At 60.3% G+C, this 18,501-nt stretch carries 16 protein-coding genes and 1 pseudogene; 5 read left to right on the forward strand and 12 right to left on the reverse strand.

Annotation, left to right across the window (positions count from 1 at the left end; all coding sequences use genetic code 11):
• Nucleotides 1-21: 21 nt before the first annotated feature.
• From AC0L2L_RS25120 to AC0L2L_RS25155, 8 genes are all read right to left on the reverse strand, one after another.
• Nucleotides 22-1,212 carry an aminotransferase class I/II-fold pyridoxal phosphate-dependent enzyme gene (locus tag AC0L2L_RS25120; protein ID WP_473582082.1) on the reverse strand — a complete coding sequence of 397 codons (1,191 nt, stop codon included), beginning with the start codon at nt 1,210-1,212 and terminating at the stop codon, nt 22-24.
• A gap of 46 nt (nt 1,213-1,258) precedes the next feature.
• The gene (gene aepX / locus AC0L2L_RS25125; protein WP_473582084.1) at nt 1,259-2,167 is read right to left on the reverse strand and encodes a phosphoenolpyruvate mutase; all 909 of its coding nucleotides are present in this window, start codon (nt 2,165-2,167) and stop codon (nt 1,259-1,261) included.
• Between the two features lie 499 nt (nt 2,168-2,666).
• On the reverse strand, nt 2,667-3,710 hold the full coding sequence (locus AC0L2L_RS25130; protein ID WP_473582086.1) for an LLM class flavin-dependent oxidoreductase: 1,044 nt from the start codon (nt 3,708-3,710) through the stop codon (nt 2,667-2,669).
• 243 nt (nt 3,711-3,953) lie between these two features.
• Nucleotides 3,954-5,594, reverse strand: a complete 1,641-nt coding sequence (locus AC0L2L_RS25135; protein WP_473582088.1) for an SDR family oxidoreductase — start codon at nt 5,592-5,594, stop codon at nt 3,954-3,956.
• A 192-nt stretch (nt 5,595-5,786) separates the two neighbouring features.
• The gene (locus AC0L2L_RS25140) at nt 5,787-6,326 is read right to left on the reverse strand and encodes a nuclear transport factor 2 family protein (RefSeq protein ID WP_473582090.1); all 540 of its coding nucleotides are present in this window, start codon (nt 6,324-6,326) and stop codon (nt 5,787-5,789) included.
• Nucleotides 6,327-6,501: 175 nt separating this feature from the next.
• Nucleotides 6,502-6,747, reverse strand: coding sequence for a ferredoxin (locus AC0L2L_RS25145; protein ID WP_473582092.1), 246 nt, complete (start codon nt 6,745-6,747; stop codon nt 6,502-6,504).
• A 42-nt stretch (nt 6,748-6,789) separates the two neighbouring features.
• A complete protein-coding gene (locus AC0L2L_RS25150; RefSeq protein ID WP_473582094.1) occupies nt 6,790-8,007 on the reverse strand; it encodes a cytochrome P450 in 1,218 nt (405 codons plus the stop codon).
• Nucleotides 8,008-8,024: 17 nt separating this feature from the next.
• The gene (locus tag AC0L2L_RS25155) at nt 8,025-8,267 is read right to left on the reverse strand and encodes a hypothetical protein (protein ID WP_473582096.1); all 243 of its coding nucleotides are present in this window, start codon (nt 8,265-8,267) and stop codon (nt 8,025-8,027) included.
• A 1,195-nt stretch (nt 8,268-9,462) separates the two neighbouring features.
• On the opposite strand from AC0L2L_RS25155, the gene AC0L2L_RS25160 reads away from it, so the two are divergent.
• Together AC0L2L_RS25160 and rpoN are read left to right on the forward strand one after the other, a co-directional pair.
• Nucleotides 9,463-10,008, forward strand: a complete 546-nt coding sequence (locus AC0L2L_RS25160) for a redoxin family protein (RefSeq protein ID WP_473582097.1) — start codon at nt 9,463-9,465, stop codon at nt 10,006-10,008.
• Nucleotides 10,009-10,083: 75 nt separating this feature from the next.
• Entirely contained in the window at nt 10,084-11,538 is a 1,455-nt protein-coding gene (gene rpoN / locus AC0L2L_RS25165; protein WP_473582099.1) for an RNA polymerase factor sigma-54, read from the forward strand.
• Here the strand turns inward: rpoN and AC0L2L_RS25170 are convergent.
• From AC0L2L_RS25170 to AC0L2L_RS25185, 4 genes are all read right to left on the reverse strand, one after another.
• Nucleotides 11,535-12,188 (reverse strand): nitrogen fixation protein NifQ, encoded by a 654-nt coding sequence (locus AC0L2L_RS25170; protein ID WP_473582101.1) that lies wholly within the window; start codon nt 12,186-12,188, stop codon nt 11,535-11,537. The two genes, rpoN and AC0L2L_RS25170, sit on opposite strands and share 4 nt — an antisense overlap.
• A complete protein-coding gene (fdxB, locus tag AC0L2L_RS25175) occupies nt 12,185-12,502 on the reverse strand; it encodes a ferredoxin III, nif-specific (RefSeq protein WP_473582103.1) in 318 nt (105 codons plus the stop codon). The genes AC0L2L_RS25170 and fdxB overlap by 4 nt, the downstream gene beginning before the upstream one ends.
• The gene (locus tag AC0L2L_RS25180) at nt 12,499-12,702 is read right to left on the reverse strand and encodes a CCE_0567 family metalloprotein (protein ID WP_473582105.1); all 204 of its coding nucleotides are present in this window, start codon (nt 12,700-12,702) and stop codon (nt 12,499-12,501) included. Before AC0L2L_RS25180 ends, fdxB begins: the two co-directional genes overlap by 4 nt.
• A 537-nt stretch (nt 12,703-13,239) precedes the next feature.
• Nucleotides 13,240-15,078, reverse strand: coding sequence for an ABC transporter ATP-binding protein (locus tag AC0L2L_RS25185; RefSeq protein ID WP_473582107.1), 1,839 nt, complete (start codon nt 15,076-15,078; stop codon nt 13,240-13,242).
• Nucleotides 15,079-15,832: 754 nt separating this feature from the next.
• Between AC0L2L_RS25185 and nifS the strand changes: the two are divergent.
• From nifS to AC0L2L_RS25200, 3 genes and pseudogenes are all read left to right on the forward strand, one after another.
• A pseudogene (gene nifS / locus AC0L2L_RS25190) lies at nt 15,833-16,987 on the forward strand (cysteine desulfurase NifS); the annotation flags it as partial.
• An 84-nt stretch (nt 16,988-17,071) separates the two neighbouring features.
• Nucleotides 17,072-17,455, forward strand: a complete 384-nt coding sequence (gene nifW, locus AC0L2L_RS25195) for a nitrogenase stabilizing/protective protein NifW (RefSeq protein WP_473582213.1) — start codon at nt 17,072-17,074, stop codon at nt 17,453-17,455.
• A 183-nt stretch (nt 17,456-17,638) separates the two neighbouring features.
• On the forward strand, nt 17,639-18,490 hold the full coding sequence (locus tag AC0L2L_RS25200; RefSeq protein WP_473582109.1) for an electron transfer flavoprotein subunit beta/FixA family protein: 852 nt from the start codon (nt 17,639-17,641) through the stop codon (nt 18,488-18,490).
• Nucleotides 18,491-18,501 lie beyond the last annotated feature (11 nt).

Below are 18,501 nucleotides of genomic sequence, written 5' to 3' on the forward strand. Positions count from 1 at the left end.
CTCTTTCCTTGTGTTGCGATGTTATTTCCAGGCGTTGAGAAATTCCACGAGCCGGGCCAGGCCGGTCGCGAGTTTTTCAGGTGGGATTCCATAGGATAGACGTAATCCGACGGGGTCGCCGAACGCGGTGCCCGACACAGCTGCGACGCCAGCTTCGGCAAGCAGACCCGTCACGATATCGTCGGCTGTCGTTGAGGCGCCGTCTTCCGATGCCGGTCGCAGCAGATGGGAAAGGTCGAGATAGAAATAAAAGCCCCCTTGCGCCTTGGCGACCGGTACACGCGTCAACGAAGAAAGCACGTCGAGACCGACCCGCCTGGCGCTTGTCAGGCGTGAACGCAGCTTGCTTTCATAGTCCGAGCCACCCCTTTGCAAATGGGCGAGCACCGCGTGCTGGGCAATTACGTTTGGATTCGAAGTGGTGTGCGATTGCAGGGCCTTGACGGCATTGATCACCTCTTTTGGACCCGCCAGATAGCCGATGCGCCAACCGGTCAATGCCAGCGATTTGCTGAAGGAGTTGACGATCAACGCGTGTGCTCGAATGTCGGGAGCGACCGAGACGATCGGATGGTGGGTATGATCCCCATGCACGAAGTCGCCATAGCACTCGTCGAAAATGATCCAGAGGTTGCGGTTGATCGCGATTTGAGCGATGGCCATCAGCGTCTGGAAATCGTAGACGGTGCCCGTTGGGTTGCTGGGCGTGTTGACGACGATCGCCCGCGTGCGTTCGGTGATCGCCCCCTTGATGTGCTCGATGCGCGGGACGTAAGCGTTAGAGCGAGAGTCGACGAAGATCGGCGTGCCGCCGGCGATTAGCACCTGGGCCGGAAACGTTGTCCAGTAAGGCGCCGGGATGATGACCTCGTCGCCGGGGTTTAGCAGCACCATTGCGGCATTGAACAAGGCCTGCTTCGCTCCGGACGTCACGGCAACTTCCTCGGCCTTCCATATCTGTCCGGTATCGCGGGAGATCTTCCGCGCCAGTGCCTCGCGCAGCTCCAGCATGCCAACGGTATCGGTATAGCGATTGACGCCGTTATTGATGGCGTCGATCGCGCCGTCGCGAATCGTGGGAGCAAGCTCGCTCCAGATCTCGCCGGCGGTCAGATCGATGATCTCCTTGCCAGCATCGGTCGCCGCTTTTGCGGCAGCGCGCGCCGCGGCGGTACCCGATGTACCGAACAGATTTGTCCGATGCGCAAGCATGTGCGCTCCCGTTTTCGTTTTGCTTCCAAAAAGACGGCTGGGCCTGCTACCGGACGCCGGTCGCCGTCCGCGGCAGATATTTCTCTTCCGCCGCTGAGAGTTCCTGGTAATTGAGCAGATCGAAGAGTTCGTCGAGCGTCGCCACCTCCTCCTCGATACCGGCGGTATTTTCTTCGCGGAGGATGCGGTCGCAGACCTGGCGCATGGCCGAGATCGCCGCGCGCATGTTATGGTTCGCCCATATGACCGTGGAGATTCCGGCCGCCCGATACGCGGAGACCGGCGTGCGATAATATTTCGTAGGCACGATCACGACCGGAAGGCGGTTCTGCCAGGCGCGCGTGAAGGCGAAAATCTGCTCAGCGTTGGACTTGCGGGAATGAATTAGAATGGCATCGGCGCCCGCCTCAGCGTATGCTTGTGCCCGCGCCAGCGCCTCATCCTCTCCATGGCCGGCGATGAGCGCCTCGATCCGGGCGACCAGAACGAATTCTGCATCCGGCACTTGGTCCTTCACTGCCTTAAGCCGGCCGCAGAACTCGGGAATATCGGCCAACGGGTGCCGATCACCGACGAACGAGTTCATTTTCGGGAACGCCGTGTCCTCAAGACATATGCCGCTCGCACCATGTTGGCGCAGCTTGCGGGCGACCAAACGGGCATTGTTGAAGTTCCCGAACCCGCTGTCCCCGTCGACGAGGACTGGAACGTCCACCGTGTCGGTGATTCGCTCAACGACATCGACGACTTGGGACCAGGAAGCTTCGTTAGCATCTCGATATCCGAGGCTGGATGAAATCGAGAGGCCGGACGCCCAGAGCGCCTTGAAGCCAGCGCGCTCGGCAATCGCCGCCGAAAGGCCGTCATGAGCCTCCATTGCGAAGGCGAGTTCACTGGACGCGATCATTCGGCGCAAGCTCTCGCGCGTCTGCTCACCAGACTGCCTCTCCACCATGCGGTCTCACCTCCACCGACGCTATCCAGCGGACAAGCCTGTCATCGCTGCCGCCCGAAGTACTTTCAGTGACAAACCGCTCTGCCCACTGATCGGCGATCCGGCACTGTCGTACACCCATACAGAATCAATGGAGCAAGGCGCGTGCCGAATTGGCGTACCACCTGCGCCGCACCAGTTCTGCATACCGGCGGGCCAGGCCCTCTCGACCCTTTGGTCGGGCTTTCGACATCCTCGTCCAACTTCGGACACAAGAAGGGTCGCGGGAGTGGCTATTCGTCTGCGCCGCCGCCGCCGTCCCGTCAGGCTGCCGATCAACGATCTCAAGCGAGATGACCAGGGAGCGGAAGACCGGCGGTCCGTGCAGGCAAGGTGACGGACGGCGTTGGTCTTCGTTCCCGTAATTGCCAGGCGGCTTGAATACATATCCATGCCGCATGGACGATTATCGAGCATCGGCACGCGAGATCTCAGCACCCCCCCGAATTTAAGCCTTGACCTAACCAAGCGATTTGTTGATCAATGGAATGATCTTGTCTCCCCAGAGCTCAATCTGGCGTAGCATCGTCTTTTGGTCGAAATCTCCCAATTGCGTCTGAATTGCGATCTGGTCCGGCTTCAGGATACTGATCTCTTCCAGCAGGCGATCGATGACGCGACTTACGCTGCCGATCGGCAGGTTCTGGCGCATGGTCTCGAACGACAGATCCTGCTGCGTCGGTGTTTCCTGCAGCAGATAGCCGTCCCGGCTCTGCTGGCGGCGCTGATGAAGTGCTTCAGATAGCCGGCGCTGGAAGCGGGCGTTGTCGAGATAGCTGTCGATCTCAGCCTGATCGTCGCTGGCATAACAGCAGCGCAGAAGCGCTATCTTGGCGGCCGTGACATCCTTGCCCCGCGAGGCCGCTGCCGCCTCGATCGTTTCACGCAACGTTCTTACGTTTTCCAAGCCGTTGTGGAACGCCGTCACGAAAAGATTGTGGCCCTCACGATAGGCCCGGCACATGCTTCGCGCGGACCCGCAGGCGATCCAGATCGGTGGGGCTGGCCTCTGGATGGTGCGCAGCGAAATCGCCGTTAAAGGTATCTTCTCGTACTGGCCATTGTGCTCGAAGACCTTCTGGTTGAGGCCCTTGAGAAGGATATCCAGGTATTCCGCAAACACGGCCGGCGCCTGATCGACATCGACGCCGAAGCGCTCGAACTCGAACTGCTGGTATCCCGAGCCGACGCCGAGTTCGAGGCGGCCGTTCGAAACGATATCGGCAAAGCCGATCTCGGAGAGCAGGCGCTGCGGTTGATATAGCGGTAGCACACAGACGCCGGTGCCAAGGCGAATGGTGCTCGTAAGGCCGGCACAGTGCGCCACCATCATCAAGGGCGAGGGAATCAGGCTGTAATTGTTGAAGTGGTGCTCGGCGAACCAAGCGGTGTTGAAGCCGGCCTGCTCCGAAGCGATTGCCTGTTCTATGGAGTTACCGATGACGCTGTCGCACGATTGATGATAGCCTCGCTGGGCCGCCAAGATGAATGTCGCGAATTCCATGGCGTGTCCTCGTTTACACAAAGTGGCCAATCAAGCCTTCGACTCGTGCCGATTGCGGGTGGGCCGCGGTATTGATCCAGTCTGGCGGCGACGTAGTGGACGATCTTGCGCAAAGCCGCTTATTGTCGGCGGCCGCAGGCAAGCGCCTTGGCTAGTGGTTCGACCCTGACGACGAGGTTTCCGTCACCGATGAAGACGATCACTTGGCAAGCCGCGCTTGGCACGTGCCATGCAGCCGCAGTCTCAATCCTCGAGCCTCGTCGGCTTCGACGAACCGCAGCCCGTCGCGGGCGAACATTCCGTTGGATCTTCCTGATCGGTTGGCTGGGCGTTTCGCGCGTCAGCCAATGAGGTCAAGCCGCCGTCCACGTAGAGGGTCGAGCCGTTTACGTATGAGGCGTCAGGCGAGGCCAGAAAGAACACTGCCTCGGCGACGTCTTCGGGCTCTCCCATCCGGCCCATCGGGATGCGCTGTGTGATCGCCACGGAATCGATGCAGCCGGACTCGACCAACTGAGCAATGTCAGGCGTACGGATATAGCCAAGAGCGACGGTGGCCGTTCGAATGCCGACCGACCCGAGCTCGGCCGCCATGCACCGGGTCAGAATGTTCATACCCGCCCTGGACGCCCCATAGGCATGGCGCGGCGCGAAGGGCAGGAAACTATTGATCGATTCAACATTGAGGATTACGCCGCCGGCGTCCATCGACTTGATCGCTTCGCGCGCGCAGGTGAAGGTGCCGGTGAGATTGACGTCCAGCACCCGCTCGATCTGTTCCGGGATTTCCATCCCTCGCACAAACGTATCGGCAACAGCAGCACAGTTGACGAGGACCTCGATGCGACCGAAGCGCGCCCGTACTTCCTCGAACAGCGCCACCACCTCGCTCTCGACCGCCACGTCAACGGATTTCGCCACGTGTCTGCCGCCCAGTAAACCAGCGAGTTCTGCCGCCCCAGCACCATCTTTATCGGCAATCACGACTGTGTCGGAGTTCGCGGCGAAGCGGCGAACGACGGCGGCGCCTATACCGTTCACGCCGCCCGTCACGACCACTGTGCGCGCATCGGTTCGTTCGGCCGGCCGGAAGAGTTCGGCTCGAGGCGTCTCGTCCACCGGCGGGTGCGCATCGCCCGGCTGGTTGAACGACATCCAACCGCCGTCGACCGTCAGCACCGATCCGGTGATATAGCCCGTCTGTGCGCTGGCCAAAAAACGCACGGCCCGAGCGATCTCGTCGGGGCGCGCCATTCGACCCATCGGCACGCGGCGGCGCACGGCCGCGAGGTCCATCTTGCCCGCGCGTTCCAGTTCCGCCACCATCGGCGTGCGCACGTATCCTGGCGCTACCGCCGTTACGCGGATGCCGCGCGAGGCCCACGCGCATGCAAGCGACCTCGTGAGAGCGATCAAGCCTGCTTTCGAGCTGGCATAGGCGTTGCGCTTGGGATTGCCGAGCACGCCCGCCAGCGAAGCGACGTTGACAATGGCAGCGTCGGGCCGCATGCGCCTGCCCGCTTCGCCGGCCATGATGAAAGGCCCGATCAGATTTGTTGCTAGCACGCGTCGGAAGGTCTCGAAACCGGTGTCGACAGTCGCAGCCATGGCCGGTCCTATCGCCGCGTTGTTGACGAGAACATCGATCTGCGCAAACTGCACTTCGACGCGGCCGTATAGCGCGATAATGTCCTCTTCTCGCGAGACGTCGCATTCGAGGCCCAGATGCGGATGGCCGAGACCGCCGGCCAGTTCAAGAACGCCGCTGCCAGGAAGGTCCACCGCTACGACGATGTCTCCCTCGGCGGCAACGATATCGACCAGCGCACGGCCGATCCCGCCTGCCGCTCCCGTAATGATGACGACGCGTCCTGCCTGCTTCATATGAACCTCTCCGCGGCCAGCGTCAGCGATCTCGATGCAAGCCAGCCGCAAGACCGGTCGCGGCATTGCAAGACGTCCTGGTGACCGCAAGTTTGCATACCGGGTAGACGTGTTGCGTTCCGGGACCGCTCCCGCGATGCGGCTCTCCAGGTGGGAGCCTTCGAAAGCATTATGGTGACATGCATTCCATTCTCATTTTGGTGACGAGCTGCGGCGCTTCCTGAGCGCGTAAACAGGGTCATTGGGATGCGCTGCTCCGATCGGTTGCCGTAAGCCAAACCGTTCTGCCTCGGGGATCGCTGGTGGGGTCTGCTCTTCGAACCAATCGTAAGCCACGGTCCGTTCGGCAATGCGCCACGCCCCCTCTCTCTTCTGAAACAGATCGCAGTAACGGCCGCAGAGGAGCATCTGGCGTGCTTCTCCGTCGTTGTCTGGTCCGCGTTGCAGCGCGGTGAAATAGCTTTCGACCACGGCCTCCGTTGGGTCGATGAATTCGATCAAGACGTTCGTGATCTGGTGGATTAATCGCGGTCCGGTCTTGAAGACACCAAGCGCAAACTCGATGAAGCCCTCGGCTGAGCCACAATAGGCGCCGTGATTGTCATGCGCATCGGGCCAATACACACTGCGCAGCGCAGCCTCATCTGCGCGATCTATGCCGCGGCAGTACCGATAAAGGCAGTCGCGGATAGCCTCGCGGTCGTGCAGTTCGGTGATTTTTGCCTGGTCCATCGCTCTATCGCAAATTCTGAGATTGGAAGAGGCGTTTCGTGCCTCTAATTGCGTGCAAGCACGAACCGGTCGGCAACTGAAGAAGCCAGAAACGAGACGAACTTCACATCTCGCGGGCGTGTCATGGAGGTCTCGACGCCGGAGAGAAGGTAGGCAGGAAACTCGTCGATTCCACCTAAGCGTCCCCAGCTTTCGGTTGAATGGCGGTTGGCTCGAACCGCGCGGCCGACGTCCGATCGACTTCCAGCGCACGTTCCGGGCAGGATCGCGCGCCTTGTAACGCAGGCAGTCGCTCCCCCTCCGCAACCTCAATGTCACCGGGCAAGATGTAGCCCTCATCATCAAGCTTGAAGATGTCGGGCGCTTGCGCCGAGCATCGCGCATGACCCTGGCATTTGGCATTGTGGACGATAATGCGCATAGCGCTGCCTCCATTGTCTGCGATGGCTCGGGGCGGCCACGGTCATGACCAGTCCAGGATCAGATTTTCGATGCCGAACACATGCCCGCCACAGGTGATGGGCGCTGTACCTTGCTTGATCCGGAAGGTCGGAACGCGCGCCAACCACTCCTCCAGGCCAATGACAATCTCGCGCCGGGCAAGGTGGGAGCCAAGGCAACGGTGGGGTCCATAGCCAAAGGCGGCGTGGCGGTTGTGCTCCCGCGCCAGATCGACCGTATTGGGGGATTGGAATTCCTCCGGGTCGCGATTTGCGATCATCGTGGCGCAGGAAACGTAGTCCCCCTTTCGGATCGGCGCACCTTCGAAGTCGATATCCTTCGTAGCCACCCGGATCAACTGAATGGGCGGATAGGCCCGCAGCAATTCTTCGGTTGCGAGCACGATGCGATCCGGTTCGCTGCGCAGCAGTTCCTGATCCTTGGGGTTGCGCGCTAGGTAAGCCAGGTCAAAACCGATAGCGGCTGCGACGGTGTCAAGTCCGGCGACGAAGACCAGCACGCCGACGCCACGAATTTCCTCGTCGGTGAGCCGGCGGCCCTCGACCTGCGCCTGCACGATAAAGGTCATGAGATCGTCGACGGGATCCTTGCGGCGATTGACTGCAAGTTCATCGATGAAAGCCACAATCTTGCGGGCAGCCACAGGTCGTTCCACATCGTCGCCATGGAGCAGATCTTTCGCCCAGTCGACAAATGTATCGAGTCCCTGATCCGGCAACCCCAGAAAGCGGAGGAAGATGCTGACAGTGAACGGAAAGGCAAAATCCTTCATGACGTCGCAGCTCGTGCCTGATGCGGTGATCCCGTCGATCAGGGCTATCGCGCGCTCACGGACAGCCGGCTCCATTGCCGTCGCCCGCTTGGGCGAAAGCAGCGGACTGAGCAGCGAGCGAAAGACGCCATGGGCCGGTGGATCGAGCTCAAGCGGGATCGTCGGCCAGGTTTCCCCCAGTATGGAGGAGAAGATGCTGCGATGGCTGGAAAAAGTTTCAGCGTTCTGCAGCACCTTACGCTGGTCTGCGGCGCGGGTGATGACCCAGGTGCCCCGGCCATCTTGCGTGTTGTAGGGGGAATAGAAGATCGGAGGCCCGTCATGGACGCAAGCGACAGCTGCGTGTGGGTCCCCGTTGGGCGTTGGTGGCATGCCTGGCGATGTGAAGAGGCTGAAGTCCCTCACCATTTCGGGCGGGACATGATCTGGAACCGGGTTGATCGCCATTGGATTTCTCCTGCCGTCTAACCACCAATTAGCGCATGCGGCATGGCATTTTCGCCATCCGGCAAGCTTGTAAGCCTCGTGGCCAGACCGGTGTCTGCCGTCAAAGAGCCGACGAGCGATACGTCGGAGACGCAGCGTTTTCCAGCTTCGAAGGCGAGGCGGAATGAAGCTCTTGCTCCGAGCGGTTCGGGGTCGATCATCGCTTCGAGAATATCCGCAGCGCGGCACGCGAAAGGCCGGTTGGCGGCCGACGCACTCACCGGTCTCCTCGAGCGCCGGCGAAAGGACTCGAGCAAGCATATTCTGGTCGAATCGTATCTCCAGGTCGATCCGTGGCCATTGGCTCGCCCCGGGCGCTTGTGATGGTGACGCCAACCACGCCGGTCCATATTGCATGCCACAGGCAATGCCCGCTTCGGATCGAATCTGAACTGACGCTGGCCTGACATGTTGTCTTCCCTCGTTGCATTGAGCGCGATATCACTCACGAATTGACGCCGGGCGGTCTCTCCTGCCGTCTGACAAGAGAGCTTCAAAAGTCGTGCCAACAGCGCGGTAAGAGCTTTGCGGGAGATTTCTACATATCCTTCAAAAGCTTGAACGAATGCGCAGCCGCAAGCCTGGCGGACAGCCGTGTCGCGGACCTGACAAACCTGACAGCAAAGTCGCGGCGGCTTCAAAATGCTTCGAGGGTGCAAGGCGGTTTTCCCGCCACCTCCGGACCGTGTACGCCTTGCGCGGGCGCCGTTCAGGAAGATGCGCAGGGCAGCTTGTCAATGGACGTGTGGGTTTTTTGTACATTGTCGATTTCGAAGCTGTGTGGAGAGGGTTGATAGGGCGAAGGGCGTAAGCCCCTCAGCCGTCTCAATCTTGAGAACGGAGACCACAGGGACCCACGTCAGGTTAACCCCGATCGGCTCCTGCAATCAGCCCCAGATTTCTCGCTTCTAATTCGAACCACCGTTCTGCGCGCCGGCGACCCTCTGTCGGACTTCCGACCTTTTTGTCCAGCTACGGACAAAAGAGGTTGGCGGCTTGAAACGCATAAAGGGGATGCCCTGTAGCCAGAGCTCACGATCAGGTGATTGTGGGGGCGCTCGGTCTCGGCGAAGGCAGGGTCCTGGCCGCTCAACGCAAAGAGTGTCGCTGCAAAAACCAGTGTGACCCCCAGCCTAAAAATCAAATGGCATGGCGTTTGCGTCGTACTCGGCGGAACCCATCACAAGGTGGCCAGGGGTAAGACCATTGCTGACATCGCGACACCCCGTAGACGTAGTGGAACCGTTCTCGTTGCCACCGCAAATCGAGACCTCGTTTCTTCAAACGCCCGTGCTTGCGAAGGTTTTGCCGGCTGATCCACGGCCGACGCAAAACGCACGCCGCTCGGTCGAAGTCGATGCCGTATCAGTTTCAAGCGAAAAAGCAGCGCACCAGTTTTCCTCGAGGAGCACATTGATGACCGGTCAGAAGAAGGTCCCCTTCGTCACGTTTCTCACGCGTGTTCGAGATGATTCAGTCCAGGGGCCAAATCCATATCGTTGGGAAGAAAAAACGTCCGACGACTACTTTGCCGGCAAGCGTGTCATCCTGTTCTCGCTGCCTGGCGCTTTCACCCCGACATGCTCGACCTACCAACTGCCCAATTTCGAAGATCTCTACGAGGACTTCAAGAAACAAGGAGTCGACGCGGTCTACTGTCTCTCGGTCAACGATGCCTTTGTCATGAATGCCTGGGGAAAATCCTTGGGGTTGCAGAAAGTCCAGCTCATCCCAGACGGCTCGGGCGAGTTCACCCGCAAAATGGGCATGCTGGTCGCCAAGGACAATCTCGGCTTCGGCATGCGCTCCTGGCGCTACGCTGCCGTGATCAACAATGGCGTGGTGGAGAGTTGGTTCGAGGAGGACGGTTTCTCCGACAACTGCGAGACCGACCCCTATGGCGTATCGTCGCCGCAGAATGTCCTTCAAGCGCTGAAAGCCAAAGCCGTGACGGCTGCATGATCTAGACGAGTCAACGTCTCGAAAATCCCGTTGCACAAGGCCAAGGGGCCGCTCGGTAGGAGCTCCACAATAACCATGCACTCCTCAGCAAGCCTGCTTCAGCGTCAGAAGCAATCGTTGGTCTTGACGCCGCAAATGATGGAATCCATTCGCCTGTTGCAACTGGCGCATCCCGAACTGCATCAGTTCGTCGAGCAGGAAATCGAGAAGAACCCCTTTCTGGAACGGGCATCAGACCAGGCGCCGAAGGACCTTCCGTCGATTTCGGCCGGAAACCCGCCCATCGGGCCAACGACGGGCGGCATATCGGATGGGGCCTCGCAGTGGAAATCGATTCGCGGCAAAAACAATGTCGCACCGGCGGGAAACAATGCTCTCGAAGATACCTGCACGTCCATCGAAACCTTGCACGACCACGTCGCTCGTCAGATCGCTCTCAGCGCACTCGCGCCGCTGGAGCGGCGAATAGCTGGCGAGCTTGCCGGTCATCTGGAAGACACCGGATACATCCGCGTGAACCTTTCGGAACTCGCCCGCAGCCTGAACGTCCGGGAGGCTGTTGTGGAACGGGTTCTCGGAACCTTGCAGCAGTTCGATCCACCGGGTATTTTTGCGCGAACTCTCAGTGAATGCCTTGAGATACAATTGCGGCAGCTAGACAGGTTCGACCCGGCGATGGCAGCGCTGGTCGCCAATCTTGAAGCGCTAGCGCGACGCGAGTTTCAAACTTTGAAGCGCCAGTGCGGTGTCGATGAAGACGACCTGCTCGACATGCTGGACGAAATCCGCGCGCTCGATCCCAAGCCTGGAAACCGATTCCAATCCGGAGGGCCTGAATCGATCATACCCGACGTCTTGGTCCAGCCCTCTCCCGCAGGCGGATGGCAAATCGAGCTCAATCCAGACACGCTGCCCCAAGTGCTGATGAACCAAAACTACTTTGCCGAGGTCTCACGCCTAAGCGCTCAAAATTCGAAAGATCAGGCATTTCTCAACGAATGCCTCCAAAGCGCGAACTGGCTAATCCGCAGCCTTGATCAGCGCGCCAAGACGATCCTCAAGGTAACGGCCGAAATCATCCGCCAGCAGGACGCCTTTTTTGAATATGGGGTCGCCCATCTGCGGCCTCTCAATCTCAGGACTGTTGCGGATGCGATCAACGTGCACCAGTCGACAGTAAGCCGGGTCACGTCGAACAAGTACATGCTGACCCCGCGCGGCGTGTTCGAACTGAAGTATTTTTTCACTGTCGCGATCGGCTCCTCCGAGGGCGGCGACGCGTACTCCGCCGAAGCTGTCCGCCATCAAATCAAGGCGATGGTTGCCGTGGAATCGCCCGACGAAGTGCTTTCCGACGACGACATCGTCACCCGGCTCAAGGAAACCGGGATCGACATTGCTCGCCGCACCGTTGCGAAATATCGAGAGGCGTTGAACATCCCGTCCTCCGCGCGACGTCGCCGGGAAAAGCGCGTGCGGCTTCGATGCCAATCAAGTCCCGGCGGGGGCGGCGACGAAAGCGGCTCTTAATCCAAAGCGAACCCGTTCTTGATGCGTGCCAAGTGGCTTTCGCCTTCCTCCGGGCCAAAACAGCTTTCGAAATCGCGGCATTCCTGACAGCTGGGCGCGGTGCATAGCGAAAAGCCTTCAGCTTCGCAGAGCTTACGATAGAAGTACTTCTTCCATTTCATGTTTTTGGTGTTGCCGGCCGCCAGCGCCGGGAAATGCCTGGCCATCAAGCGGCTGAGCTCAGCCCGATTGAAAAGACCAAGGTCCTGCCACAGATGATCATTGCGCAGACTGCGCCTGGCGATGATCTTGGCGAAGAGCGTGCTCGCCTGATCGCCTGGCCTGGCATGCCCAATGAGCAGGCCACGAAGAAGCTCTTCCTCCATATCCGGCTCGGGATCGGTCAGCTTTTCCAGCGCGAAGGCGTTGACGGGCATAGTGGGGAAATAGCGTGTGATGACATCCTGCAGGTCGGCACACGAAAGGCCGGTCGCTTCGGTCGCGGTCGCTTTGCCGGCCTCGACTTCCTCGAACGCGAGGTAGACAACACAGGCAAGCGCATGCCGGTCGAACGCCACCCCCAGGTCGGTCGGCGGCCATTGGCTGGTGATGAAACAGCCATCGTGATGGGCGAATGTGGCGCCGTTCTCCTGGTCTTGTCCCCAGCTCATGCGTCAAGCTTGTCGGCCGCAAGGTGGGTCTGGCAGTTCTTTGGGCAGACGCGGCCGCAGGCGCCGCAGCCGATGCAGCGACCGGCATGGTCGACGATCATGACCATGCGGTTGAGGTCGCCGTCGAAGTCTTCGTCCTCGCCGGCGCAGATGCCGAGGATTTCGCCTGCGTCATCTACGCCATGAAGGTGCATGACCTCGCGCGAGCAGACCTTGAAGCAGCGGCCGCAGCCGATGCAGGTCGCGCCATTGATCTCCGTCAGATAGTGCGGCGTCCAGGGAGAGCCGTCACGTGTGACAAAAGTGCACTTCATTGTGAATTCTCCAACACCGCGAGTTCTTCCTTTGCCGCGTCCAACTCAGCAAAAATCTTGAAGGCTTTCCTGGCGATCACGTTGATGCCGGTCCAGTTGAGCGGCAGGTCCTCGGAAAGGTCGTGCAATTGCATCGTTGCGCCTCGCGTGCGCGACTGCAGCTTGCGGAGCTTCTTCTGCAACATCTCAACGACTGACATGATCCCCTTCTTCGCAAGCGGGTCTTCTTACGCCCGCGCTCTGTCGGGACGCGCTTCGATCGTCGCGACCGCACCGCCGGCGTGCAGGCCTCGGCGAGTTTCCGGAACGTCTCGAGTTCGGCATAAGAGCGGTGGGTCGCGGCCAATATTCAAGATCTTGTGCCCGACGTTGAGGCGGGCGGTTAGCGATTGCTGGGAGGGCGTAGATTTTGGCGCCCCCCTCCACGCCAGAGAACGCGTATCTGGCGCGGACCTGCAGCGTTGCTTTCCTTCGCTCCATTGTGCGCATCAAGCAGAATCTAAATGATCGCGCGGCTGTCGCCTCAGGAGGACGTCTCAAGCGCCGTGACGGGAACGCAGGACGAAGCTCATAAAAAATTGACAGCATTCCATTCACCGGTTTACCGGCGAGCGCGGGGGGAGGAAGGTCGGCACCGGGCGTGTCGGGAATCGAAAGATCCGACGACAGGTCCCGGCTGCCTTTTCAGGAACGGCCCGACAGGATTGCTGGGGAGGCAAGCTGACCTCACGCCGCGTTCAACCACGTTGCACGCTGGTTTCATTCCACCCCTTTGTCAGTTCCAAGGCCTGCCGCTCGAAAAGGCGGCGGTAGATGCCGTCGCGACGGATCAGCGCGTCATGGTCGCCCTGCTCGGTGATGCAACCACGGTCGAAGACAAGCAGCCGGTCGAGTGCGCGCACCGTCGAGAGCCGGTGCGCAATGACGAGCGTGGTGCGCCCGACCATGAGCCGCTCCATCGCCTTCTGGATCAGCACCTCCGATTCCGAGTCGAGGCTCGATGTTGCCTCGTCCAGAATCAGGATCGGGGCATCGGCGAGGAAGGCCCGCGCTATCGCCACACGCTGGCGCTCGCCGCCCGAAAGCTTCACGCCGCGCTCGCCGACCAGCGTATCGTAGCCGTTCGGCAGGCGCGCAATGAAGTCATGGGCGCTGGCGAGCCGCGCCGCCTGCTCAACGGCGGACCGAGAAGCACCCGGCCGCCCATAGGCTATGTTCTCGGCCAGCGAGCGGTGGAAGAGGAGCGGCTCCTGCTGTACGATCGCGATCTGCGAGCGCAGCGAGCCCTGCGTCACCCGCGAGATGTCCTGCCCATCGATCAAGATTCGTCCAGCATCCAGATCGTAAAGCCGCTGGATGAGCTTGACGAATGTGGTCTTGCCGGAGCCAGAGGGGCCGACCAGACCGACCCGTGCGCCGGCCTCAATCGAAATCGACAAGTCGCTGTAGAATGGCGACCAATGATTGCCATAGTGGAAATGGACACTCTCGAAATCGATGTGCCCCTTCGTGATCCGGATCGGCTTGGCACCCGGAACATCGGCCACGTCTGGCGGCTGGCTGCAGGTTTCGACCAGTTCCTCCATCTCGTTTACAGAGCGCTGGACGTTGCGCACGTGCATGGAAACATCACGCAAGTAACCATAAAGGACGGTGAAGGACGCCAGCACAAGGGCGATGTCGCCTGGGGTAGCCTGCCCGCGCGACCATAGGTATAAGGCGTAGCCGATCAAAGCCGCTCGCATCGCAAGAAGCAGGATTCCCTGGAATCCACCACTGATCGTCGCGCGCGCCCAGCTCCGGCGGGTGCGGTGCCGCCACTTGGAGATGACTTTTGCGAGGCGATGATCTTCCCGCACCTCGGCGCCGAAGCCTTTGACCACCGCGTTACAGCTGATCGCGTCGGCAAGCGAGCCGCCAAGCTTGGTATCGCAGTTGTTTGCAAGACTTGCCGCTGGCGCCACATAGCCGAGCGACAGGATAATGATCAGCGCCACATACCCAACCGAGCCGCAGGCGATGATCAGCCCCATCATCGGCCAATACCAGCCGAGCAGAACGCTCGACCCTACGAGCATGATGAGCGAGGGGAACAACGCGAAAAGGATCGTTTCGTTGAGGAGGTCGAAGGCCCACATGCCGCGCGTGATCTTGCGTACCGTCGAGCCGGCGAAGGTTTTCGCATGCCAATCGGTCGAAAAGCGCTGGACGCGGTGGAACGCGTCGCTGGCGATGTCGGACATCATCTTCAAAATGAAGTCATTGACGGCAATGAAGGCGATGTTGCGAATGACGACGGCGCCGACTGTGAGCGCAATCAACATTGAAAAAGCCGCAAGAACCGCATCCCATACCATGGCGTCGGCTGCCGCTCCTTGGGCGACCGCGTCTACGAGCCGTCCGGAATAGAACGGCGTCAGGACGTCAAGGAGCGTTGCGATAAGCACCGCGATTACGACGATCGCAAGCCGGACCGGCTGCCTGCTCCAGTGGCGCATGGTGAAGGCGAAAATGTCGCGAAAGGCGGCGCCGCGCAGATCGATGTGAAAACGACGCGTGGCTTTGTACGAGCGCATCAGGACGCTCGGTCTCAAGAAAACTGAAATGGAAGCTCTGCGTGAGGACGAAAACATGGCTCGGAACGCGGGTGGCCGATCTTGACCTGACATGTTGCTTTCTTTCCTGCGTTCCATCGATCGCGATATCCACTCGCGAGATGAATATCGGCCGCGGGCACGCGCTGCCTTACGAGGACAGAGCCGCAATAGCCGTGCCAAAGGCTCCGAAGAAAGCTCAGAAGAATTTTCTCCATATTCTTCAATGACCAAACGAGATCTCAGCACGCGACGGTGAGGCCAGCGCTGCGTCGCGCACTCGACAAACTGGACAGGACGCATCGGTCGGGCGGGGCATCCCTGGCGAACAGCCCGACCGGATTGCTCTTCGGCGAAGCGGAATTCACCCAGATTCAACGGCGTTTCGCGTTCAACAATTCCCGCCGATGTCGGACATACGACATAGCAATGTTGGAACCATCACGTTGTTTTGAAATGATCTCCTTCCTTGGCACGGTCCATGCGTGGCTGTTCGCGAACGCGCCTGAAGGAGAAACGTCCGTGATGCACCAAACCGAGTACGCCGTGGTCTAAAGAGCACGCTATCCCGGGCCGAACCGGCGCAAGGCTGGTGCATCAAGGTCGAGGCGAGCGGCCGCGCCGGCTCCAAGAAGGGCGGGCCGAGAGTGGCCCCAGCAATTCCTTCGGCTAGCCATCATCATGACAGACCGGGCGTGCGCTTTGCGTGATTGCGCTCAGAAGAAGGATCACATCCATGAGGCCTGTTTATCTGGACAACAATGCAACGACACGGGTCGATCCTGAAGTCGTTCAAGCGATGCTGCCGTTTTTTGTCGACCAATTCGGCAACCCTTCGTCGACCCACGATTTTGGCGCTTCCGCCGGGGCGGCGGTGAGAAAGGCGCGCCTGCAGGTGCAAACGCTGATCGGCGCGGAATTCGACGACGAGATCACCTTCACCTCGGGCGGGACGGAAAGCGACAACGCGGCGATCCTTTCGGCGCTCGAGGTGATGCCTGAGCGCACCGAGATCGTGACTTCGGCAGTCGAGCATTCGGCTGTGCTGGCGCTTTGCGCCCACCTTGAGAAGACGCGCGGCATCAAGGTGCATAGGATTCCGGTGGATCGCCACGGCCAGCTCGACCTCGACACCTATAAAGCCGCCCTCACCCCGCGCGTGGCGATCGTCTCGGTCATGTGGGCGAACAACGAGACCGGAACGATCTTCCCGGTGCTCGAGCTTGCTGAGTTGGCCAAGAACGTCGGCGCCCTTTTCCACAGCGACGCGGTGCAAGCGGTCGGCAAGCTTGCGATCGACTTGAAATCGACGGCAATCGATATGCTGTCTTTCTCCGGTCACAAGTTACACGGACCGAAAGGGGTCGGCGCACTTTATCTAAAGCGCGGCGTGGGCTTCTGTCCGCTGATCAAGGGGGGACGCCAGGAGGGCAACCGTCGCGCGGGCACCGAGAATACGCCAGGCATCGTCGGCCTCGGCGTGGCAGCCGATCTTGCCTTGAAATTCATGGACGACGTGAACACACGGGTAAAGGCATTGCGCGACCGCCTGGAGAAAGAACTTCTCCAAAGCATCCCACACGCCTTCGTGACCGGCGATTTACGCGCGCGGTTGCCGAACACCGCAAACATTGCCTTTGAACATATCGAAGGTGAGGGCATACTGCATTTCCTCAACCGCGAGGGCATCGCCTGCTCCTCCGGCTCTGCTTGCGCCTGCGGCTCGCTGGAGCCGAGCCATGTCTTGGTGGCGATGAATATCCCCGATAGCGCAGCACACGGCGCAATCCGTTTCTCCTTTTCGCGCAACAACGGCGAGGAGGACGTCGACCGGGTGCTCGAGGTCATGCCCGAGATCGTTAAGGAGCTGCGTGACCTTTCGCCGTCTTCGCCAGCCAGGCGAGAGGAATTCAATCAGGTCCAGGTCCGGGCGACGACGCAATCCCGACCGCCGTTTCCGGCCAAGGAAAATGCAATGCGCAGCTGTTTTGCTGAAAGCCGCGCCATCGATGTCATCGACATCCTCGTCCGGCTGAAGGGCCTGTCGGCTGCGGAGGAGTTCTTCGCAGTCCTTGGCATCTCTTATGATCCGAAGGTGCTCGATGTCTCACGGCTCCATATCATGAAGCGCATGGGCCAATACCTCGCCGAAGAGGATTTCGCCGGTCTTTCGGACGGGGTGATCGCCGCACGGGCGCGTGCGACGCTGGAACGGGCCTATGAGGATTTCGCGACATCCTCGCCACTCACGCACCGGGTCTTCAAGGTGCTCAAAGAGCACGATCCGGACAAACCGGCCACTCGGGACCAGGCCTTTGTCCCGTTCGATTCGATCCTGAGGCGGTTCTGGACAGAATAAGCGCGACAAAGTCGCGACGCGACAATGACGAAAAGCCGACAAAACCGGTCATCTCGACGGCAGCTTCGGAAGAAAACAACCGACGTCAAAGGGAACAGAGCAGCGCAGAAGGGTTGGCACGAATGATGCTGCTTAGGAGACGAACGCCAGAGCCGCTTGCGGACTGGAGCCGAGAGGGACCCAATGCATATTGTAATCTGCATCAAGCAGGTACCGGATTCCGCGCAGATACGTGTCCACCCGGTGACGAACACGATCATGCGCCAGGGCGTGCCGACCATCATCAACCCTTACGACCTATTCGCCCTCGAAGAGGCACTTAGGTTGCGCGGCGCCCATGGCGGCGAGGTCACCGTGCTTACGATGGGTCCGCCGATGGCAGAAGATGCGCTGCGCAAGGCGCTCACCTACGGCGCCGACCGCGCGGTCCTCTTGACCGACCGATGTTTTGCCGGCTCCGACACGCTGGCGACCTCCTTCGCTCTTTCCCGGGCAATCATGAAAATTGGCGAGACCTTCGGCGCGCCGGACATCGTCTTCGCCGGCAAGCAGACGATTGACGGCGATACCGCTCAGGTCGGGCCCGGCATCGCCAAGCGCCTCGACCTCGTGCAGTTCACCTATGTGGCGAAGATCGCCTCTATCGATCTTGATGCGCGCGAGATCACTGTCGAGCGCCGTTCGGAAGGCGGTACGCAAATGCTGAGAAGCAGGCTGCCTTGTCTCATCACAATGCTGGAAGGCACCAACGAAATCCGCAGGGGCTCGCTCGACGACGCCCTGCGTGCCGCGCGCAGCCAGGTCGTGAAGTGGAGCGCGGCCGAAGCTGGCATTGAGGACATCACCAAATGCGGCCTGCGCGGCTCGCCGACAGTCGTGAAGCGCGTTTTTGCCCCTGCCACGCGGGCGGAAAAGGCAACGCAGATCGACCTGACCGACAAGACGCAGCATCACCTCGCTGACGAACTGATCGCCGCAATCTTCACCCGCCAGCCAGCGCTGGAACACGAACTCGCCTTCGACGGCGGCCAGTGAAGGCAAGGAGA

It is taken from the genome of Mesorhizobium sp. WSM4832, assembly GCF_055811115.1.

What these genes read in the sequence shown, in the direction of transcription:
- aepX (WP_473582084.1), bottom strand. Translation starts at nt 2,167, where the DNA reads ATGGTGGAGAGGCAGTCTGGTGAGCAGACGCGCGAGAGCTTGCGCCGA.
- AC0L2L_RS25140 (WP_473582090.1), bottom strand. Translation starts at nt 6,326, where the DNA reads ATGGACCAGGCAAAAATCACCGAACTGCACGACCGCGAGGCTATCCGC.
- nifW (WP_473582213.1), top strand. Translation starts at nt 17,072, where the DNA reads ATGCGCAGCTGTTTTGCTGAAAGCCGCGCCATCGATGTCATCGACATC.
- AC0L2L_RS25185 (WP_473582107.1), bottom strand. Translation starts at nt 15,078, where the DNA reads ATGCGCTCGTACAAAGCCACGCGTCGTTTTCACATCGATCTGCGCGGC.
- AC0L2L_RS25120 (WP_473582082.1), bottom strand. Translation starts at nt 1,212, where the DNA reads ATGCTTGCGCATCGGACAAATCTGTTCGGTACATCGGGTACCGCCGCG.
- AC0L2L_RS25160 (WP_473582097.1), top strand. Translation starts at nt 9,463, where the DNA reads ATGACCGGTCAGAAGAAGGTCCCCTTCGTCACGTTTCTCACGCGTGTT.
- AC0L2L_RS25150 (WP_473582094.1), bottom strand. Translation starts at nt 8,007, where the DNA reads ATGGCGATCAACCCGGTTCCAGATCATGTCCCGCCCGAAATGGTGAGG.
- AC0L2L_RS25145 (WP_473582092.1), bottom strand. Translation starts at nt 6,747, where the DNA reads ATGCGCATTATCGTCCACAATGCCAAATGCCAGGGTCATGCGCGATGC.
- AC0L2L_RS25180 (WP_473582105.1), bottom strand. Translation starts at nt 12,702, where the DNA reads ATGTCAGTCGTTGAGATGTTGCAGAAGAAGCTCCGCAAGCTGCAGTCG.
- rpoN (WP_473582099.1), top strand. Translation starts at nt 10,084, where the DNA reads ATGCACTCCTCAGCAAGCCTGCTTCAGCGTCAGAAGCAATCGTTGGTC.
- fdxB (WP_473582103.1), bottom strand. Translation starts at nt 12,502, where the DNA reads ATGAAGTGCACTTTTGTCACACGTGACGGCTCTCCCTGGACGCCGCAC.
- AC0L2L_RS25130 (WP_473582086.1), bottom strand. Translation starts at nt 3,710, where the DNA reads ATGGAATTCGCGACATTCATCTTGGCGGCCCAGCGAGGCTATCATCAA.
- AC0L2L_RS25200 (WP_473582109.1), top strand. Translation starts at nt 17,639, where the DNA reads ATGCATATTGTAATCTGCATCAAGCAGGTACCGGATTCCGCGCAGATA.
- AC0L2L_RS25170 (WP_473582101.1), bottom strand. Translation starts at nt 12,188, where the DNA reads ATGAGCTGGGGACAAGACCAGGAGAACGGCGCCACATTCGCCCATCAC.
- AC0L2L_RS25135 (WP_473582088.1), bottom strand. Translation starts at nt 5,594, where the DNA reads ATGAAGCAGGCAGGACGCGTCGTCATCATTACGGGAGCGGCAGGCGGG.